Origin of the sequence: Streptomyces sp. NPDC058001 (assembly GCF_042886315.1) — a bacterium.
Taxonomy (GTDB): Bacteria; Actinomycetota; Actinomycetes; order Streptomycetales; family Streptomycetaceae; genus Streptomyces.
The window spans coordinates 102367-120545 of sequence record NZ_JBHVQT010000022.1; the positions used below are offsets into that span (position 1 = coordinate 102367).

The 18179-nt window shown below is 71.4% G+C and carries 16 protein-coding genes, 1 tRNA gene and 1 riboswitch; of the genes, 8 read left to right on the top strand and 9 right to left on the bottom strand.

Annotated features, from left to right (window positions below; translation table 11 throughout):
- Nucleotides 1-112 precede the first annotated feature (112 nt).
- The 3 genes from ACFVT5_RS40290 to ACFVT5_RS40300 form a co-directional block, all read right to left on the bottom strand.
- Nucleotides 113-760 (bottom strand): fasciclin domain-containing protein, encoded by a 648-nt coding sequence (locus ACFVT5_RS40290; RefSeq protein WP_389898880.1) that lies wholly within the window; start codon nt 758-760, stop codon nt 113-115.
- A 65-nt stretch (nt 761-825) separates the two neighbouring features.
- The gene (locus ACFVT5_RS40295; protein WP_389898882.1) at nt 826-2454 is read right to left on the bottom strand and encodes a molybdopterin-dependent oxidoreductase; all 1629 of its coding nucleotides are present in this window, start codon (nt 2452-2454) and stop codon (nt 826-828) included.
- A gap of 196 nt (nt 2455-2650) precedes the next feature.
- Nucleotides 2651-2812, bottom strand: a complete 162-nt coding sequence (locus ACFVT5_RS40300; protein ID WP_389898884.1) for an anti-sigma factor domain-containing protein — start codon at nt 2810-2812, stop codon at nt 2651-2653.
- A gap of 236 nt (nt 2813-3048) precedes the next feature.
- On the opposite strand from ACFVT5_RS40300, the gene ACFVT5_RS40305 reads away from it, so the two are divergent.
- Nucleotides 3049-4581: a hypothetical protein gene (locus ACFVT5_RS40305; RefSeq protein WP_389898886.1), complete on the top strand. Its 1533-nt coding sequence runs from the start codon at nt 3049-3051 to the stop codon at nt 4579-4581.
- Here ACFVT5_RS40305 and ACFVT5_RS40310 read toward each other — a convergent pair.
- Both ACFVT5_RS40310 and ACFVT5_RS40315 read right to left on the bottom strand, forming a co-directional pair.
- Entirely contained in the window at nt 4563-5210 is a 648-nt protein-coding gene (locus ACFVT5_RS40310) for a class IV adenylate cyclase (protein WP_389898888.1), read from the bottom strand. The genes ACFVT5_RS40305 and ACFVT5_RS40310 overlap by 19 nt on opposite strands.
- Before the next feature lie 16 nt (nt 5211-5226).
- The gene (locus ACFVT5_RS40315) at nt 5227-6075 is read right to left on the bottom strand and encodes a helix-turn-helix domain-containing protein (protein ID WP_389898891.1); all 849 of its coding nucleotides are present in this window, start codon (nt 6073-6075) and stop codon (nt 5227-5229) included.
- 102 nt (nt 6076-6177) lie between these two features.
- Between ACFVT5_RS40315 and ACFVT5_RS40320 the strand changes: the two genes are divergently transcribed.
- From ACFVT5_RS40320 to ACFVT5_RS40350, 7 genes are all read left to right on the top strand, one after another.
- On the top strand, nt 6178-6708 hold the full coding sequence (locus tag ACFVT5_RS40320) for a hypothetical protein (protein WP_389898894.1): 531 nt from the start codon (nt 6178-6180) through the stop codon (nt 6706-6708).
- Between the two features lie 147 nt (nt 6709-6855).
- Nucleotides 6856-7719: a LysR family transcriptional regulator gene (locus tag ACFVT5_RS40325; RefSeq protein WP_389898897.1), complete on the top strand. Its 864-nt coding sequence runs from the start codon at nt 6856-6858 to the stop codon at nt 7717-7719.
- Nucleotides 7720-7941: 222 nt separating this feature from the next.
- The gene (locus ACFVT5_RS40330; RefSeq protein ID WP_389898944.1) at nt 7942-9132 is read left to right on the top strand and encodes an MFS transporter; all 1191 of its coding nucleotides are present in this window, start codon (nt 7942-7944) and stop codon (nt 9130-9132) included.
- 34 nt (nt 9133-9166) lie between these two features.
- Nucleotides 9167-9523, top strand: coding sequence for a PRC-barrel domain-containing protein (locus ACFVT5_RS40335; protein ID WP_389898899.1), 357 nt, complete (start codon nt 9167-9169; stop codon nt 9521-9523).
- Nucleotides 9524-9589: 66 nt separating this feature from the next.
- A tRNA-Met gene (locus tag ACFVT5_RS40340) sits at nt 9590-9663 on the top strand.
- A gap of 245 nt (nt 9664-9908) precedes the next feature.
- Nucleotides 9909-11120 carry a PP2C family protein-serine/threonine phosphatase gene (locus ACFVT5_RS40345; RefSeq protein ID WP_389898947.1) on the top strand — a complete coding sequence of 404 codons (1212 nt, stop codon included), beginning with the start codon at nt 9909-9911 and terminating at the stop codon, nt 11118-11120.
- A gap of 259 nt (nt 11121-11379) precedes the next feature.
- Nucleotides 11380-11524: riboswitch (cyclic di-AMP (ydaO/yuaA leader) on the top strand.
- An 11-nt stretch (nt 11525-11535) separates the two neighbouring features.
- Nucleotides 11536-12603 carry a M23 family metallopeptidase gene (locus ACFVT5_RS40350; protein ID WP_389898901.1) on the top strand — a complete coding sequence of 356 codons (1068 nt, stop codon included), beginning with the start codon at nt 11536-11538 and terminating at the stop codon, nt 12601-12603.
- A gap of 26 nt (nt 12604-12629) precedes the next feature.
- Here the strand turns inward: ACFVT5_RS40350 and ACFVT5_RS40355 are convergent, their stop codons facing one another.
- From ACFVT5_RS40355 to ACFVT5_RS40370, 4 genes are all read right to left on the bottom strand, one after another.
- A complete protein-coding gene (locus tag ACFVT5_RS40355; RefSeq protein ID WP_389898903.1) occupies nt 12630-14069 on the bottom strand; it encodes a PrsW family glutamic-type intramembrane protease in 1440 nt (479 codons plus the stop codon).
- A gap of 66 nt (nt 14070-14135) precedes the next feature.
- The gene (trmB, locus tag ACFVT5_RS40360; RefSeq protein ID WP_389898905.1) at nt 14136-14873 is read right to left on the bottom strand and encodes a tRNA (guanosine(46)-N7)-methyltransferase TrmB; all 738 of its coding nucleotides are present in this window, start codon (nt 14871-14873) and stop codon (nt 14136-14138) included.
- Nucleotides 14874-15007: 134 nt separating this feature from the next.
- Entirely contained in the window at nt 15008-16204 is a 1197-nt protein-coding gene (gene lhgO / locus ACFVT5_RS40365; protein WP_389898907.1) for an L-2-hydroxyglutarate oxidase, read from the bottom strand.
- 101 nt (nt 16205-16305) lie between these two features.
- Nucleotides 16306-17730 carry an MFS transporter gene (locus ACFVT5_RS40370; protein ID WP_389898909.1) on the bottom strand — a complete coding sequence of 475 codons (1425 nt, stop codon included), beginning with the start codon at nt 17728-17730 and terminating at the stop codon, nt 16306-16308.
- Nucleotides 17731-18179 lie beyond the last annotated feature (449 nt).

An 18179-nucleotide genomic window follows, 5' to 3' on the forward strand; every position in this document is an offset into this window, starting at 1 on the left:
ACAGAGTGCCGTGCTCAGGCGATTCCGGACAGTGGGTCATCGTGCGGAACCGCCCGGCACAGTTCGGCCTAGGGACCCTCGGCGCCGATTCGCCGGCCGGCCCCCGGCACCGTCAACTGCTGGGCATCAGCAAGGTGTCGATGATGTACACGTTGGCGTTGGCGGTTTTGACGTTGCCGCAGACCACCTTCGCGGAGTCGTTCACCGTGTACGACTCGGCCGAGCCGGAGGTCGTGACCTTTGACTTCTCCAGGGTGTCGAAGGTGCCGTTCTCCAGGTCCTTGGGAGTCAGTTGCTGACCCACCACGTGGTACGTGAGGATCTTGGTCAGCTGGGCCTTGTCGGCCAGGACCTTGTCCAGGGTGGCCTTCGGGATCTTCGCGAAGGCGTCGTCGGTCGGCGCGAACACGGTGATGTTCTGGGAGTTGTTGAGGGTGTCGACCAGGCCAGCCTTCTTTACCGCGGACACCAGCGTGGACAGGGCCGGGTTGTTGGAGGCCGCGGTCGCCACGGGGTCCTGGGCCATACCGTCGAAGGACCCGGCGCCGCTCTTGGGCACCGACGCACAGGCGGAACCGAACGGCTGGTCCGTCGAGGCGGAGCCGGCCATACCGTCGTCGGTCGGCGTCGGCGCCGACTTCTTCGACGGGGAGTCGGACTTGGCGGAGTCGCCGCCCTTGTCGGAGCAGGCACTCAGGGCCAACGGCAGGACGGCCGCGGCAGCCACGGTCACGGCGATACGACGCACACGGGTGTTCATGGTGATTCTCCTGTGGGTTGGTGGTGCAGCCTCGGCTGCGGTTGCGTGGATAGGGGCTACGGGTGTCAGTCGACCGTCACGACCACCGCGTGCCATCCGCTGGCGCCGTCGGGGACGGTGCGGGTTCGTTTCTCGGTCTGCGTTTCGCCGGTGCGGTCGGTGGCGCGGACGGTGAGGGTGTGACCGCCCTTCGCGGCCTGCCACGCGAAGGACCACTGGCGCCAGGTGTCACGGGTGTCCTCGGCCGCCAACCGGGCCTCCCGCCAAGGGCCGTTGTCCACGCGCACCTCGACCTTGTCGATGCCGCGGTGCTGGGCCCAGGCGACCCCGCCGACCATGACCGTGCCGGCCTCGGGGCGGGCGAACGGCTTGGGTGTGTCGATGCGCGACGCGGTCTTGACGGGCGCTTCGCGGGCCCAGCCGCGCTTGACCCAGTAGGGGTCGTACGCGTCGAACGTGGTGAGTTCGATGTCCTCGATCCACTTGGAGGCGGACACGAACCCGTACAGACCGGGAACGACCATGCGGACGGGGAAGCCGTGGGCGAAGGGCAGCGGTTCGCCGTTCATGCCGACGGCGAGCAGGGTGTCCCGGCCGTCCATGACGTCCTCGACCGGGCTGCCGATGGTCATGCCGTCCACCGAGCGGGCCACCAACTGGTCCGCCGGGCCGCCCTCGGAGGGCGGCCTCACCCCGCACTCGGCCAGCAGGTCGGCCAGGCGTACGCCGACCCAGCGGGCGTTGCCGACGTACGGGCCGCCGACCTCGTTCGACACACAGGTGAGCGTGATGTTCCGCTCGATCAACTCGCGCCGCAGCAGATCGTCGAAGGAGAGAGTGACCGGTCGGCGTACGCCCTCGCCGTGGATCCGTAGACGCCAGGTCGTCGCGTCCACCTTGGGGACGACGAGGGCGGTGTCGACCCGGTAGAACTCGTCGTTCGGGGTGGTGAACGGGCTGATCCCGGGGATTCGCAGCCGCGCGCCCTTGGGAATACCGGGGGCGGTGGAGTCCGGCCGGGGAAGGACGAGGCGGTTCCGTGAGGCCACCGCGTTCCGGCCGCTCGAACTGTTCAGTGTCCGGCCCAGCACGCCGAGCCCGGCGGACGAGACGGCAGCCGCACTCGCCGCGATCACGAAGCCACGACGGTCCCAACCGCCGCCGGACGGCGGGACTTCCGCCGGTTCGACGGGCGGTTCGACGGGCGGTTCGGCAGCCGGATCCTGGGGTGCGAGGCGGCCCACGAGGACGTAGAGCGCCACGGCTCCCGCCATCGCGCCCACCACCGAAGGCAACGCGTCCGAAAGGCCGGTCGAATCCGGCCGCGTGACGGCCGCCGCCGCCCCAACGGCTCCGAACAGGAGAACACCCGTCGCACCGGTACGCCTGAATCGCAGTGCGGCAATTCCGAGTACCAGCGCGAAAAGCACCAGTACCGCGAGAATTCCGAGCTGAAGAACCAGCTTGTCCTGGGTGCCGAAATTCCGGATCGCCCAGTCCTTCACGGCGGCCGGTGTGCGGTCGATCGCCGCGCCCCCCACCGCCACGACCGGACTCGCCTGCGGACGCACCGCCGCCGACACCAGTTCAGCTACGGCGAGTGAGGCGAAGCCGGCCAGCACACCGCTGAACGCGCCCAGCGTCAGGCGCGTCCAACCGAGGTGCTGTCGCGTTTCCTTCTCGTCGTCGGTCACGTGGGGAATTCGACCCCGAAAGCCCGGCGGATTGGTCGATCGCCCGATCGGATGAAGTTCTCTCACCGACCAATCCGCACCCCATTCGGCTCCGGATATAAGGGCTCCGTACACAAGTGCCCCCACGCAAACGCCCCGTACACAAGCCCCCGTACACAAGCCCCCGTACACAAGCGAAATCGACGGCCGGCGCGAGTCAGACAGGGAACTTCATCAACGCGACCGGAGCGGACGTGGGCTCCCGCGAGCCCCCCGCGGGTTCGACCGTGACTCCCGTACCCGAGGCCCCGCCCAATGCGCCCCGCATCAGAACGGCCTGGTCGCCGCGGTCAGGGTCCAGCAGACCGGCGGATCGCATGCCGCCACCGCTTCTTTCACTACGTCCTCCGCGGTCGGGACATCTCGGACGTAATCCGATCCCGAACGGTCCAAGGATTGGTCCGGGCCGCGAGATGCCCCTTCCGTGCTGGTGAGATGCCCCTTCCGTGCCGGTGCGACTTCCGTGGGTGCTTTCCCCGTGGTGGTGTCATCACCACCCCCAACTCACCGTCTGGAGCCAGTGATCGAGCCCCGGGCCCCGACCACAGTGGTGCCATGCCCACTCGACGTGAAGCCCTCGCCGCCTCGGCCGCCGTGACCGGCGGCGCCCTCCTGTCCGCCGCACCCGCCACCGCGGCCGTACCCCGCAAGGCCGCCCCGGACCGCACCATTGCCCTCACCCACGCCACCCTCCTCGCCGGAGGCACAGGCACAGCCAAAGGCACCGGCACCGGCTCCGACCACACCGTCCTCATCACCGACGGCCACATCACCCGCACCGGCCCCTCCGCCCAGGTCCCCATCCCCCGCGGAGCGACCACATACGACCTGACCGGCAAGTTCATCGTTCAGGGCGGCCTTGTCGAGTCCCATGTGCACAACGACGGGCCCGAGGATGTGGTGCCGCCCCTCTACCCGCTCAACGGTGTGACCACGGTCCGCGAGATGTGGGGCGCACCCCTCCACCACGAGTGGCGCGACAGGGTTCGTACGGGTCAACTCCTCGGTCCCCGCTGGGTGATCGCCAGTTCCATCCTTGATGGGCGCCCCTCCATTTGGGCCAACGACACCGGCCAGCGCGTCATCGAGGTCGCCGACGCCCGGTCCGCCCGCCGCGCCGTGCGCGAGGCGAAGGCGGGCGGCGCCGACTTCGTCAAGGTGTACTCACGGCTCACACCCGAGGCGTACGAGGCGATCGCCGACGAGTCACGCCGCCAGGGCCTGCGCCATGCGGGCCACTGCCCCGACACCCTGCCCATAGCCCGCGCGAGCGACGCCGGGCAGCAGTCGATCGAGCACCTGCACGCCCTGCTCCTCGCCACCTCGGGCCGCGAGTCCGAGATCAGGCGGGCCCTGGCGAAGGTCCGTATCGACCCGGCCCTCGGCTCCAGCTTCGAGCGCTACGCGAGCTGGTTCCGGCAGGTGCACGCCGTGGAGTGGGAGGCGGTACGGACGTACGACGTCGGCCGCACCCGCGCCCTCTTCGACCGGCTCGCCGCCAACGGCACCCGTGTCGTACCGACCCTCACGGTCCACCACTCCCTGGAGCGCACCGACCAACTCCCCACTGATTCACCGGAGTTCAAGTACCTGCCCGCGTGGATGACCGAGTACTGGCCCACCATCTGGTCCGGCCTGACCGCAGGGCGTACCGCGCGGGACACGGCCCGGATCCGCCAGATCTACGAGCACCGGCTGCGTCTCGTCGGCGAACTCCACCGGGCCGGGGTGCCGTTGCTCGCGGGCACCGACACCGGCACGGGCTACGCGGTCCCCGGATTCTCCCTCCACCACGAACTGGAACTGCTCGCCGAGGCCGGACTGCCCACCCGGGACGTCCTGCGCGCCGCGACCACCGAGCCCGCCCGCATGCTCGGCCTGCCCGCCGACCGCGCCGACCTCCTGGTCCTGGACGCGGACCCGCGCACCGACATCCGTCACACGCAACGCATCGACTCCGTCCTGGTCGCGGGGCGCTATCTCGACCGCGCGGAACGCCTGCGCCTGCTGGCCGACGTGGCACGCGCAGCCGCCGCGAGCCAGCCCTCGGCCGAGGGCGCCGCGGCCCCTCACCTCTGCGTCCACTGACCGGCCTCACGGGTGCCGGCCGCACGCCGGGCGCGTACGGCGTCCGTGTACGTGTCGCGGGTCAGGTCCTCCGGTGCGATGCCCAACTCGCCCAGCACCGTACGGATGTCGGCGAGCGCGGCGGTCAGGTCCGCCTCCGCCTCCGCCTCCGTTTCCGCTTCCGCTTCCGCTTCCGCTTCCGCTTCCGCTTCCGGGACGAGGGTTTCGAGTTCCAGGAAGGTGCCGTCAAGCTCGGGGACACGGACCAGCGTCGCGAGCATCCGGCGGCCGTGTGCCTCGAAGGCGTAACTGCGGCACCGCTTCTCGAAGGCGATCAACTCGACGTACCCGAGGCCGCGCAGGATGGCGTGCGCGGCCGGTGCGTCCGCGACCGGGGTCTCGTACTCGGGTTTGGAGCCGGACTCCGCGTCGACCGAGGCGCCCTTGAAGGTCAGGAGGGTGCGCCGGGTGCCGTCGGGGCCGTGCACGGTACGCAGGCGCAGCTCCTGGTCTGCCCGCTCAAGGGCGGTGTCGGGACGGTCGTAGTACGTGTCCTCGTACACCTCGACGCGGGCCTCGGCCCGTGCGGCGAGATGCCGTTCGACCGTCTCGGGTGAGCGGACCCGTGCCTTCAGCTCAGCCTCGATCACGTACGAATCCTCCTGGTCACACCGTGCGGATCGCGCCGTCGACAACCGCCTCGAACATCCGGCGGAACCCCCGGAACAGCGGCCCGTGCGGCGTCGATATCACCTTGTACGTCGCCGACTCGTGCCCCTCCCATCCGGTGTCGAAGGCGCCGACGAACATCGTGGAGTCCGTACGGATGAGCCGCCAGGTGGGCAGGGTGCCGTACCGGTACACCTGGATGTCGCAGGTGTCCGCCAGCGCGCGTAGCCGTGCCTCGGCCAGCCGTACCCCGCCGGCCAGCGACTCGGCCGACTCTCCTATCTCGGCGGCGCGTTGGGCCAGCGCGTCACTTTCCGGGTCGAGGAGAAGGATCCGGACCCGGAGCCCCGTACCGCCCAACTCGCGGGGCAGGCAGGCGCGTAGGAGTGAGTCGTTCAGTCCGATCAGCCCGAGTCCACGCACCGCGAGCACGTCCAACTCCTGTGCCGCGCGGGCCTGCTGCTGGATCTCGTCGGCGGCGGAGTTCTGCGCCGCGTACACGCGTACCACCTCGGGGAACGCGGTGAGATCGAACGCCGCGCCGGTGGAGCGTTTCTCGCGCCCTGCCGCGAGGCCGAGGAGGTGCCGGGCGTCGTCGGGCATGCGCAGCCCATCCGCGATCCGCTCGTACACATCGAGGCGGGACACCTCGCGACGGCCGTTGATGATCTCGTTCACCCGGCCCTGCGCCATGCCGACCGCCGACGCGATACGGCCCTGACTGACGCCCGAGTACTGCTGTACGTGCCGGAAGACCGCGCCGATGTCGCGTCCGCGCAGGGCCTGGCGGACTTCGGCCCGCTCCCACGCCCAGTCGGGCAGCTCGATCGCTCCGACCACCGCCATGGCGCAACTCCCGGTTTCCACAAACGAGATGGGAAGTAATCCCACGGTGAGATTACCGGCGGGGGATCGCTTGTTCACCGCCCGTCACGCTTGGCTGACCGCATGGTGAAGACCCCCACGATGGAATGGATGCCCGCCGGCCGCACCGTGTCGCTGCGCCCGGCCGGCAAATGGTGGGACGCGGTGCGGGTGCCGCGCGCCACCGGACTGGAAGCGCTCGGTCGCCTCGGCGGGGACACGGGTGCCGTCATCGATGATCCGGACGGCGGGATTCTGTACTGGCTCGTGCCCCCCGGGCAGGCGGCCCAGTGGCGGATGCCGGACGGGGCCCGGATCGTCGTACTCGGCGATGCCGCGCATGTCGCGGTCCCCGGGCCGCAGCGCACGTCGGGCCCGCACTGGCGGGTGCCGCCCACCCGGGGCTGCGCGCTCACCGACCCGGTCAGACTCCACAACGCCCTCGCGCAGGCCGCCGCTCATGTGGCGGACGAGTCGGCAGGCGAGGCGTTCCGTTGTCTGATGGCCCACTACGACGTGTGCGTCGGCTGCCGCTCGGACACGGAACGCTGCGCGTGGGGACGGCAGTTGCGGCAGGCGTGGGTGGGGGTGCGGTGGTCGCGGTCGGCTGCTTGACGGCACGCGTACGCCAATCCCTGACGGCACGCTTACGCCATTCGGCGGGCGTCGCCGCGGCGCGCTGGGCGTAACCGGGCCACCTCATGCGGGACCGTTGCCGTACACGCCGTGGGATCGCGGTGGTGGTCGGAATCGGGAGCGTGGATGGATCTGCGGCAGATGGAGGTCGTCGTCGCGGTGGCCGAGGAGGGTGGCTTCACCGCGGCGGCGCAGCGGCTGGGCGTCGTCCAGTCCGCCGTGTCGAGCACCGTACGCACCCTGGAACGGGAGTTGGGCACCCCCCTCTTCGACCGCACCACACACCGCGTCTCGCTCACCCCGGCCGGCGAGGTCTTCGTACCGGCCGCCCGCAACGCGCTGCGCGCCGCGGAACAGGCGCGGGCCGCCGTCGACACCGTCCGGGGGCAGCTACGGGGACGGGTGACGGTCGGCACCATGCAGGGCGTCTGGGCCGATCTGCACCGCCCGCTCGCCGCCCTGCGCGCCGAGCACCCCGGCGTCGTGGTCCGGCTGCGGCAGGCCGCGGTGACCGACATCCGGCAGGCGCTGCGCGACGGCACCGTGGACCTGGCCGTGGTCGCCCTGGACCGACGGCAGCAGCGCGGTCTGGTGACGCGGCTGCTGGCCCGCGAGGAGATGGTCCTGGTGACGGCGCCCGAGCGTGCCGTCCGGCTCACCGGCGGCAAGGTCACGCTCGCCGAAGCCGCCCGGCTGCCCCTGGTCGACTTCACGCCCGGCTGGGCCATCCGGCTCGCCGCCGACCAGGCGTTCCGCGCCGCGTCCGTCGAGCGCGAGACCACGTTCGAGGTCAACGACATCGTCGCCGCGTCCGAACTCGTCCGGAACGACCTCGGCGGCTGCGTCATGCCCGTCTCCGTCGCCGCCCGCTTCCCCGACCTGCGGACGTACCGCTTCGAACGGCACGCGCCGCGCTGGACGGTCATGGTGGTCCGGCCGCACGGGGACCCGCCGCCCGCGGTGGCGGCGCTGCTCGGCCATATGAGCTGAGGGCACCAGGCAGGCGGTCATCTCAGGAGGGCGGCCATCTCAGTCTGAGATAACCACTATCTCGAACTATCGCGCCGACAGGGGAAGCGAGGGAGTCGTACAGGCGCTGAACGGAACATGGATCAGCAACCCTCACCCCACGTCCCCACCCGCGGCGAGACCCGTGCCGAGACCCGTGCCGAGACCCCCACGGAGACTCCCGCCGATGCGCCCACCGGTGGCATACCCGGGTGGCTGGTCGCCCTGCTCGCCGTCGCCTGCGGCATGACCGTCGCGAACCTCTACTACGCCCAGCCCCTGCTGTCCGAGCTGCGCGACGTCTTCCACCTCAGTACGACGGCGGCCGGCGGACTGATCACGCTCACCCAGGTCGGCTACGTGGTCGGCATGCTCTTCCTGGTCCCGCTCGGCGACCGCTTCGAGAAACGGCACCTGGTCACCGTGCTGCTGGTGATCACCACCGTCGCCCTCGCCGTGGCCGGTGTCGCGACCAGCTTCCCGATGCTGCTGATCGCCGCGCTCGTCGCCGGAGCCACCTCCGTCGTCGCCCAGATCCTGGTGCCCTTCGCCGCGAGCCTCGCCCCCGACGAGATCCGGGGCCGCATCGTCGGCCGGGTGATGAGCGGCCTGCTCACCGGCATCCTGCTCTCCCGCACGGTCAGCAGCCTGGTCTCCGACGTGGCCGGCTGGCGTGTGGTGTTCCTCGGCTCGGCGGTCCTGATGGCGCTCCTCGCCGTGGCGCTGCGCCTTGCCCTGCCCCGGCAGGAGCCGACGACCGACGTGCCGTACGCCCAGGTGCTGCGCTCCACGGTCCGCCTCGCCCGCACTCACCCCGTGCTGCTGCGCCGTGGGCTGTACCAGGCGGCCATGTTCGGCGCGTTCAGCGCCTTCTGGACGACGATCTCGTACGTCCTCACGGGTCCCGGATTCCACTACTCCGCCATCGGCGTCGGCCTCTTCGCGCTGGTCGGCGCGGGGGGCGCGGCCATCGCGCCGTTCGCGGGCCGCTGGGCCGACCGCGGCCTGGTGCGTCCCGTGACGGGTGTCGCCTTCGTGGTCGCGGCGGTGGCGTTCGCGCTCGCGGGCTTCGGGCAGCACAACATCGTGCTGATCGGGCTCGCCGCGATCCTCCTCGACATGGCCGTGCAGACCACGCTGATCCTGGGCCAGCACACCATCTACGAACTCGACGCCGGCGCCCGCGCCCGGCTGAACAGCGCCTTCATCGCCACCTTCTTCATCGGCGGCGCCCTCGGCTCCGAATTCGGCTCGATGGCGTACCACGCGGCCGGCTGGACCGCCGTCACCCTCCTGGGCGCCGCCCTGCCGGTCCTCGCCTTCCTGTACTGGCTGACCGAGCGGCGGACGCGGTGGATGTCCGGTAGCTCGGCGGGGCGGGCGGAGGCACACTGAGAAAACCGGTAGGGGCCTCGCGAAGGGATCCGCGATGATCGAGGTGAGCGACATCCGAGAGTGGCGCGGTTACGCCGTCGACGACCGCGACGGACACAAGATCGGCACCCTCGAAGGGGTGTACGTGGACACCCGTACCGACGAACCGGCCATGGCCACCGTCCGTACCGGGCTTCCGACCCGCTACCGCCTGGTCTTCGTACCGCTGAACGCGGCGACCGTCGGACCCGGCTACGTCAAGGTCAACTACGACCGGTCCCTGGTGAAGGACAGCCCCTCCATGGGCACCGACGACGTCCTCCCCGCCGACCAGGAGCAACCGATCTTCCAGCACTACGGCATGCCCTACACCCCTGGCGCGGCAGGCGAACGGCAACTCGCCCGCCGCTGACCCGGCCGCCCCTGACCGTGGGTGGCGTGGGTGGTCGCTCGCATGGCGTATAGTTGTGTTTACCGACGCGGGGTGGAGCAGCTCGGTAGCTCGCTGGGCTCATAACCCAGAGGTCGCAGGTTCAAATCCTGTCCCCGCTACTCAAGGTCGAAGGCCCGGAGGCGTCAGCTTCCGGGCCTTCGGCGTTGTCCGGCCCCCTCACCCGGTCGGCCCGTACCGGCTCGCCCCCCGCCCCGGCTACGGGAAATCTGGTGGGGTGCGATGACGGGCGTGACAGCGGTACGGCGGAGGCGGCGGGAGATGACCGGTGGCGCAGCCAGGCGGACACAACGGTGAGCAGGGAGGCCGTGACCCCGCCGAACCCGAGCCCGGCACGGAGCGCGGCATGGAGCGCGGTACGGAATCCGTCCCCCGCGCCCGCCCCGAGGCTCCCCCCGTGCCGCCCCGGCCGTCCGGCGACTTCGTCCCCGGCACCTTCGACCCCCCGGCCGACCCCGCCAAGGAGCAGCGGGGCCCCGCCCGACACCGCCGCGCGACGCCCGCCCGCGGCTTCGTACGCTCCCTGCCCTGGCTCCTCATCGCCGGCGGACTGCTGTTCGACGCGCTGACCCCGCCGCAGTTCACGGCCGCCCCGCTGTTCGCCGCGGCCCCCCTCGCCGCCGCCCCCTTCTACGGCCTCGGCGCCACCGTCATCGCCGGCACCCTCGCCTCCCTCGCCGTGCTGGGCCTCCGCTCGTTCCGCGGCAATGTGACCCATGTCGAGGGCTTCACGGAGATCGTCACGATCGTCACCGTCGCCGTGCTCGCCCTCCTCATCAACACCCTCGTACGCCGCAGCGACGCCCAGCTCGCCAGCGCCCGCGAGATCGCCGAGGCCGCACAGCGCGCCGTGCTGCCCGTACCGGCCGAGCGGATCGGCGGATTCGACGTCGCCGCGCGGTACGAGGCGGCGCAGGCCGACGCCTTCATCGGGGGAGACCTGTACGCGGTCCAGGACACCCCGCACGGGGTCCGCGTGATAGTCGGCGACGTACGGGGCAAGGGGATGGGCGCGGTCGCGGCCGTCGCCGTGGTCATCGGCGCGTTCCGCGAGGCCGCCGAACAGGAGGGCAGCCTGGAGGCCGTGGCGCAGCGCCTGGAACGCGCCCTGGAGCGCGAGGGGACCCGGCGGCGCGGTATCGACGACTTCGAGGGCTTCACCACGGTCCTGCTCGCGGAGATCCCGCACGGCGAGGACATCGTGCGGATCGTCAACCGGGGCCACCCCGAGCCCCTGCTGCTGCACGCCGACGGAGGGCTGCGCGTGCTCTCGCCGGCCCAGCCCGCGCTGCCCCTCGGCATGACCGACCTCGGTAGCTGGCCCGACCGGGCCGACGAGGCGCACTTCCCGTACGGCGCGACGCTGCTCATCTACACCGACGGACTGTCCGAGGCGCGCGACGGGGAAGGGATCTTCTACGATCCCGCCGAGCGGCTGCGGGGCCGCACCTTCCCGGGGCCCGGCTCCCTGCTGACCACCGTCGCCCGCGAGGTACGGGAACACACGGGCGGCGGCAGCACGGACGACATGGCCCTCATCGCCCTGCGGAGACCCTGACGGACCCTGACGGGCTCCATATCACCAAGGGTGATCGAACGGCAGCCCTCCGCATAACAAGTGACGAACTATCAGCTGACGGTGACGTCAGGAAACCTCTCGATGTGCCGTCAACTCGCCCGGTTCCGGCCCGCCGTGTCCCGTTAAGTCCAGGCCAAGGCCCTTAACGATCAACAGGAACCGCTTGGAATCCGGCCCCGCCGTCTATTAACGTTCGATAACGCAGCGCGGTCGTCCCAGCCGTCACAAGAGGCGGCTCCGTGCGCACGCGCCGAATCCCGCAAGGGAACCGGGGAACCACTACTTGGGGTGAATCGGGCGTCCTTTCTCGCGAAGGACGCCGGTAGGAGACCTTCCTGCTCCGAACCCGTCAGCTAACCCGGTAGGCGAGAAGGAAGGAAAGGAGTGCGCCTCAGTGGCGTCCAACCCGCCTGCCCCCGAAACCTCACCTCTCCCGAAGGTCTTCGACCCTTTCGGCACCGCGTTCGGCCCGCCCGTCGCGGAGGAGGAGCGGGGGCAATGGAATCCCACTGAGGAGTCCATACGACCCGTACGCGGCAGGCACCGCGTCGCCAAGCAGCGCGGCGGACTCGCGCGCAGCTCCACGGTGCTCGGCGTCGGCGTGATCGCCGCCGTCGGCGCGGGCGGCATCGCCACCGCGCAGGGCGGCAAGCCGCCCGTCCATATCGCCATGCCGGACCTGTCGGCGGTCACCGACTCGCTCCCGGACGCCAAGTCCCTGCCGGGCGTGGGCGCTCTCATCGCGGACGACTCCGCCCCGGCGCAGACCGTGGCGGCGCCCCTCACCGGCGCGGGCATCACCACGACCGAAGCCCAGCAGGGCACCACCGACGCGGGCGAGGCACTGCGCGCACGGATCATGGAGCAGGCCGAGCAGCAGCAGGACCAAGCCGACACCGCCGAGCGGGTCGCCGCCGAGGAGGCCGCCGCCAAGAAGGCAGCCGCGGACGCTGCCGCCGAGCAGGACAAGGCGAAGGCCGAGGCCGCCGCCGCGAAGAAGAAGGCGGAGGCCGAGGCCAAGGCCAAGGCGGAGAAGGAGCGCCTGGCCAAGCTCGCGAAGACCTTCGCCCTCCCCACCTCCGCGTACACGATCACCTCGACCTTCGGCGAATCCGGTTCGCTCTGGTCGTCCGGCCAGCACACCGGACTCGACTTCGCGGCCCCCACCGGCACCCCGATCAAGGCGGTGCACGGCGGGACCGTCACGGAGGCGGGCTGGTCCGGCTCGTACGGCTACCGCACGATCCTCACGCTCGACGACGGCACCGAGGTGTGGTTCTGCCACCAGTCGTCCATCAGCGTCAGCGTCGGCCAGAAGGTCACCACGGGCGAGGTCATCGGCCGGGTGGGCGCCACCGGCAATGTCACCGGGGCGCATCTCCACCTGGAGGTCCACCCGGGCGGCAGCAGCACCGGGATCGACCCGATGGCGTGGCTGCGGAGCAAGGGCCTCAACCCCTGACGGTCCCTGATGACGGCCCCGGCGGCCTAGGTTTGGTACGGGTTGTAGCCGGGGTACGGGTGCGGGTTCCCGTACGGGTGTGGCTGCGGGGTCGCGTACGGCTGCGCGGCCTGCCCGTACGGCTCGTGCGGCGGTGGGTGAGGCCCGTACCTCTGTGGACCCTGCCACTGCTGCGGTAGGGCCCACAGCGGTACGCGCGGTGCCGTGGTCTGCGCCGCGTGGGTCAGCGCCGGCCGCGCCGCGTCCCGCCGTGACCAGAGGGCGCCCAGGAGTTCCCGTTCCCGTACGGCGAAGTCGGCACCCGCGCGCCCGCGCAGGGCCCGGTGCCGCAGGAACGCCAGCGAGGTCGCGTACGCCTCGTACTCCGCGACCGCGCGCGCCGCTGCCTTGCCCTGGGTGCGGGTCGCGTACGCGCGGGCGAGGCGGCGGGCGCGCATCGAGCCGAGCGCGAAGGGCTCCGCCGGGGTCAGCCAGCCCGCCGCCGCGTACGCGGGCAGTTCGGCGCGGACCGTGCGCAGTTCCCGCTGGCGGGTCCAGATCACCAGCCAGGTCAGCAGCCCGAACGCGGGCACCATGAACACCCCGTAGACCGCGAGGAAGCCGAAGTCGCCGAGGGTCGAGGAGCCGTTCCACAGCGCGTGCGTGCCCATCGCGAGCAGCAGCCCGGTGATCGGAAGCAGGACCCGGCGCATCCGTTGACGGTCCGCCGAGAGGGCCGCGATGCCGAAGCCGATGCCGGTCAGCACGGTGAAGAGGGGGTGCGCGAACGGCGACATCACCACCCGTACGAAGAAGGTCGCCACCGTGACCGACGCGAGGCCGCGGTCGCCGCTGAGCTGGTCGGTGCCGAAGGCGGTGCCGAGGTAGAGGATGTTCTCGGTGAACGCGAAGCCGGTGGCGGTGATCCCGGCGATCACCACACCGTCGACGATGCCGGTGAAGTCGCGTCGGCGGAACAGGAAGATCAACAGGATCGCGGCTGCCTTCGCGGACTCCTCGACGATCGGCGCTATGACCGTGGCGCCGAGGGTGTCCGCGCCGGTCGGGTCGGCGGTCGCGGTGGCGATCCAGCGGGTGGCGAAACTGTTCGCGACGATCGCGATCAGCGCTGCGGCACAGGCGCCCCAGGCGAACGAGAAGATCAGATTCCGCCAGGGCCCCGGCTCGACGCGGTCCAGCCAGCGGAACGCCGCGATCAGCAGCGGCACGGGCAGCACGGCCAGCCCGAGCCCGACCAGGAACCCCTCGGTGCCGGTCTGCTGCCGCACCAGCGCCAGGATGACGAGACCGGACAGGGCGAGCAGCGTGACGAGGGCGATGACGCGTACCAACCGGCGCTGCCACCAGTGCGGGCGGCCCGTCCCGGCCCGGACGGCCGTCCCCGCGCGGATACTCGTCCCGGCACCGAAGCCCGTCCCGGCGTGCGCGCCGGGATCATGCGTCGGGTACGGGGGAGGGGTGGTCACCTTGTGACCCTAAAGGGGGAACGGGCCTGACCGCGATGGTGCGTCGGCCGCCGACGGACGGGCGAATCAGCCCTCGGCCCCGCCCTGGACCCGGCGGAACAGCAGGTCACGCACCACATGCCCCTTGTCGAGACCCTGGCCCTCGAACCGCGTGAGCGGACGGAACGCGGGCCGGGCCGCGTACCCGCCGTCCTCCCGCGTGTTCTCGAACTCCGGGTGCGCGGTGAGCACATCGAGCATCTGCTCGGCGTACGGCTCCCAGTCGGTCGCGCAGTGCACCAGCGCGCCGGGCCTCAGCCGGGTCGCCGCGAGCGTCAGGAACTCGGGCTGAATGAGCCGGCGCTTGTGGTGCCGCTTCTTGGGCCACGGGTCCGGGAAGTACACCCGCAGTCCGGCGAGGCTGTCGGGGCGGAGCATCTCGGAGAGCAGGATGATCGCGTCCCCGTTGGCCACCCGTACGTTGGTCAGCCCCGCCTGCTCGGCGAGGTTGAGCAGATTGCCCTGGCCCGGGGTGTGCACGTCCACCGCGAGGATGCCGGTGCCCGGGTCGTCGGCGGCCATCCGCACGGTGGCCTCGCCCATCCCGAAACCGATCTCCAGGACGACGGGGAGACCGTCGAACAGGGCGTCCAGATCGAGGACACGCTGCCCGTCGATATCGAGCCCCCACCGAGGCCAGAGCCGCCGAATGGCCTCACCCTGCCCCCGCGTCACCCGACTCCGCCGCGGCTGAAAACTACGGATCCGCCGATCGAAATGCGCCCCGGCGGGATCAGCGGCGGGCCCTTCCCCGAGGGCGAACATGGCCCGGGGACGGGAGGGGGACTGGGGGGACTCGTCGTACGCATGCACAGTGCCGTCATTCTAGGACGGCACCGATATTCGCCGGTCCCGGTCCCGTTCCCCTACCCGTTGTGGGCGCGGGGGGCGACCGGTCGCTACCCGGTGAGGGCTCGCAGGGCTCTGCGCGCGACCTCCCGCCCAATCGGCAAAGACGCGGTAGCCGCCGGCGAGGGCGCGTTCAGAACGTGCACCGCCCGCGCCCCCTCCCGCACCAGAAAGTCATCCACCAGCGACCCGTCCCGCAAAACGGCCTGCGCCCGCACTCCGGCATCCGCAGCCACCAGATCCCCCGAAGTCACCGCCGGCAACAACTTCCGCACGGCCCGGGTGAAGGCCCCCTTCGACACCGAACGCCGCAGCTCCCCACCCCCGTACCGCCAGTGCTCCCGCGCCATCCGCCAGGCCCCGGGCCACGCCAGGGTCCCGGCCACGTCACCCGGGCGCACGGTCCCCCAGCCGTACCCCTCGCGCGCCAGCGCCGGTACCGCGTTCGGCCCGACGTGGACCCCGCCGTGGATCCCGCGCGTGAGGTGCACGCCGAGGAACGGAAAGGCCGGATCCGGCACCGGATACACCAGTCCCCGCACCAGCTCGGGCCGCGCCAGCTCGTAGTACTCCCCCCGGAAGGGGATGATCCGCATCCCGGGCTCGTCCCCGGTGAGGCGGGCGATCCGGTCGCAGTGGAGCCCCGCGCAGTTGACGAGGACCCGGCCCCGTACCACCGTGCCGTCGGCCGTCAGAACGGCCACCCCGCGCGTGGGGCGGCGGTCGATCCGGACCACCTCGGCGCCGTAGTGCAGATCGGCCCCGGACGCCTCGGCGAGCCGGCGCGCGACGGCCGCGTAGTCGCAGATGCCCGTCGTGCCGACATGGATCGCGGCCAGCCCCCGGACCTCCGGCTCGTGCTCGGCGAGCTGCGCGCGGCCCAGTTCGCGCACCGGAATGCCGTTCTCCCGGCCGCGCTGCACCAGCGCGTGCAGACGCGGCAGCTCGGAGCGGTCCGTGGCGACGATCAGCTTCCCGGTCACCGCGTGCGGAATGTCGTACTCCGCGCAGAACTTCACCATCTCGGCGGCGCCCTTGACCGCGTACCGCGCCTTGAGCGAGCCGGGACGGTAGTACACACCGCTGTGGATCACGCCGCTGTTGCGCCCCGTCTGGTGCAGCGCGGGGCCCGGCTCCTTCTCCAGGACCGCGACCCGGGTCCCGGGCGCGGCACGCGTGATCGCATACGCCGTCGACAGGCCGACGATTCCGCCGCCGATCACCAGCACATCGCAGTCGTACACCACGCGTTTCCACCTCCCGGCTTCGATAGTGCACTGCGCCACTGACAATGCCGTCAAACCGGGGGGCAGACATCTCCGCGGTGGCGCAGCTCACTCCGGTCCGGTCAGGCCGGTGCCATCAGCAGCGGCCTGGCCCGCTCCCGCAGCTCCACGACGCGCGGCTCGTCCCCGTACGGTTCGAGCCGGTGCAGCAGGTCCTTCACGTACTCGGTGGTCCGCGCCGACGAGATCCGTCCGGCCACCTCCACGGCCCGTACGCCCTGCTCGCACGCCGCGTCCAGGTTCCCCGACTCCAGCTCGGCGACCGCCGACACGACCAGACGCAGGCCGTGCGAGCGGACGAACTCCTCCGTGGGCTTCGACAGCGCCTGCTCCGTGAACCGCCGGACCTGGCGCGGTGCCTTCAGGTCGCGGTAGCACTCGGCGGCGTCGGCGGCGAGCCGGTCGTAGGAGTAGAAGCCGAGCCAGGAGGGGTCGTGGTCGCCGTCGCGCGAGCGCTCCAGCCAGCCCTCGGCGGACCGCAGCGCCGCGCCGGCGGCGTGCGCGTCACCGGTGCGCGCGTGCGCGCGTGCCTCGACGAGCCGGAAGAAGCTCATGGTGCGGGCGGTGGCCAGGCCGCGGTTGCGCTCCAGGGCCGCCTGCGCGAGGTCGACGCCCTCGTCGCCGAAGCCGCGGTAGGTCGCCTGGAGCGACATGGACGCGAGGACATAGCCGCCGAGCGGCACGTCGGCCGCCGCGCGCGCGAGGCGCAGCGCCTGGATGTAGTAGCGCTGCGCGGCCTCCTGCTGACCGGTGTCGAAGGCCATCCAGCCCGCGAGCCGGGTCAGCTCGGCGGAGGCGCCGAACAGCGCGCGGCCCACCTCGTCGGAGTACGAGCCGAGCAGCAAAGGCGCCGCCTCTACGCGTAAGCACTCCGGGACCATCGACGAACGCCAGTCACCGCCGCCGTACTTGGAGTCCCAGCGGCGCGCGTCCTCGGCGGCCTCGCGGAGTTTCAGTACATCGCTGTGGCCCACCTTCAGGGCCACCGCACTGTCCTCGGCCGGGCCCGCGTCGCGCGCGACGGAGCTGTCGGCCGGGGTTATCAGCCAGCGGGACGCGGGCGTGGCGTAAGCGCTCACGGCGAAGGAACCGGCGAGCGACTGCCAGATGCCGCCGCTGCCGGCCCGGCGGCCGGCGAGATCGAGCCGGTACAACTCGGTCGCGGACTTCACCGCCGCGCCGACGTCCCGGGGGAAGGCGAGGCCCACCTCCGGCGCGGGATCCGCGTCCGCCAGACCGATCTCGTGGAGCGGTACGGGGCGGCCGAGTTTCTGTCCTATGGCCGCCGCGATCAGATGCGGGGCGGCGCCCTGGGGCACCATGCCCTTCGACACCCAGCGGGCCACGGACGTCTTGTCGTAGCGAAGTGTCAACCCGCGCTGAGCGCCGAGGTCGTTGACCCTCCGCGCGAGTCCTGCGTTGCTGATTCCCGCGAGGGCGAGAACGGTGCCGAGCTTTTCGTTCGGCCCGCGTTGCTCCCTGGACATGCGCCACCCCTCGACACAGACGGCTGCCGCGGCGATGGCATCACCGCGCGGCATTCGTGCCGTGTTGTCCCGGGGGCGGCCTCCCGGCCGCCGACCGAATGAGCTTGTGGCCGACTCCAGAGGAATATGCCTCCGCGCAACACGGACACACACAGCGTAGTTCGGTGCATCCCATGCGTTAAGAGGCATAGTTCCGGATGGCGAGATTGTTGCCCGCACGGAAGTGCCGCACCGGTCGTGGCGTGCTCCGCCTGTGTGGCCGTGCGCCCATGCGTGCGCTCTTCTCCGGCCATGGCTGAAGCGCTTCCATGGATCGTGCGTGGGTCGGCCCGCTGAACTGGATCCAGTGGGCTGGGGGACACCGCCGCCTTCATCCCCGCGGGTGGCGGACCGGTCCGGGAGGTGAACTCCACCTCCCGGACTGTGCGTTGTGCCCGCACGCCCCCGGA

What these genes read in the sequence shown, in the direction of transcription:
- ACFVT5_RS40290 (WP_389898880.1), bottom strand. Translation starts at nt 760, where the DNA reads ATGAACACCCGTGTGCGTCGTATCGCCGTGACCGTGGCTGCCGCGGCC.
- ACFVT5_RS40300 (WP_389898884.1), bottom strand. Translation starts at nt 2,812, where the DNA reads ATGCGATCCGCCGGTCTGCTGGACCCTGACCGCGGCGACCAGGCCGTT.
- ACFVT5_RS40305 (WP_389898886.1), top strand. Translation starts at nt 3,049, where the DNA reads ATGCCCACTCGACGTGAAGCCCTCGCCGCCTCGGCCGCCGTGACCGGC.
- ACFVT5_RS40315 (WP_389898891.1), bottom strand. Translation starts at nt 6,075, where the DNA reads ATGGCGGTGGTCGGAGCGATCGAGCTGCCCGACTGGGCGTGGGAGCGG.
- ACFVT5_RS40320 (WP_389898894.1), top strand. Translation starts at nt 6,178, where the DNA reads ATGGTGAAGACCCCCACGATGGAATGGATGCCCGCCGGCCGCACCGTG.
- ACFVT5_RS40325 (WP_389898897.1), top strand. Translation starts at nt 6,856, where the DNA reads ATGGATCTGCGGCAGATGGAGGTCGTCGTCGCGGTGGCCGAGGAGGGT.
- ACFVT5_RS40335 (WP_389898899.1), top strand. Translation starts at nt 9,167, where the DNA reads ATGATCGAGGTGAGCGACATCCGAGAGTGGCGCGGTTACGCCGTCGAC.
- ACFVT5_RS40345 (WP_389898947.1), top strand. Translation starts at nt 9,909, where the DNA reads ATGGAGCGCGGTACGGAATCCGTCCCCCGCGCCCGCCCCGAGGCTCCC.
- trmB (WP_389898905.1), bottom strand. Translation starts at nt 14,873, where the DNA reads ATGTTCGCCCTCGGGGAAGGGCCCGCCGCTGATCCCGCCGGGGCGCAT.
- ACFVT5_RS40370 (WP_389898909.1), bottom strand. Translation starts at nt 17,730, where the DNA reads ATGTCCAGGGAGCAACGCGGGCCGAACGAAAAGCTCGGCACCGTTCTC.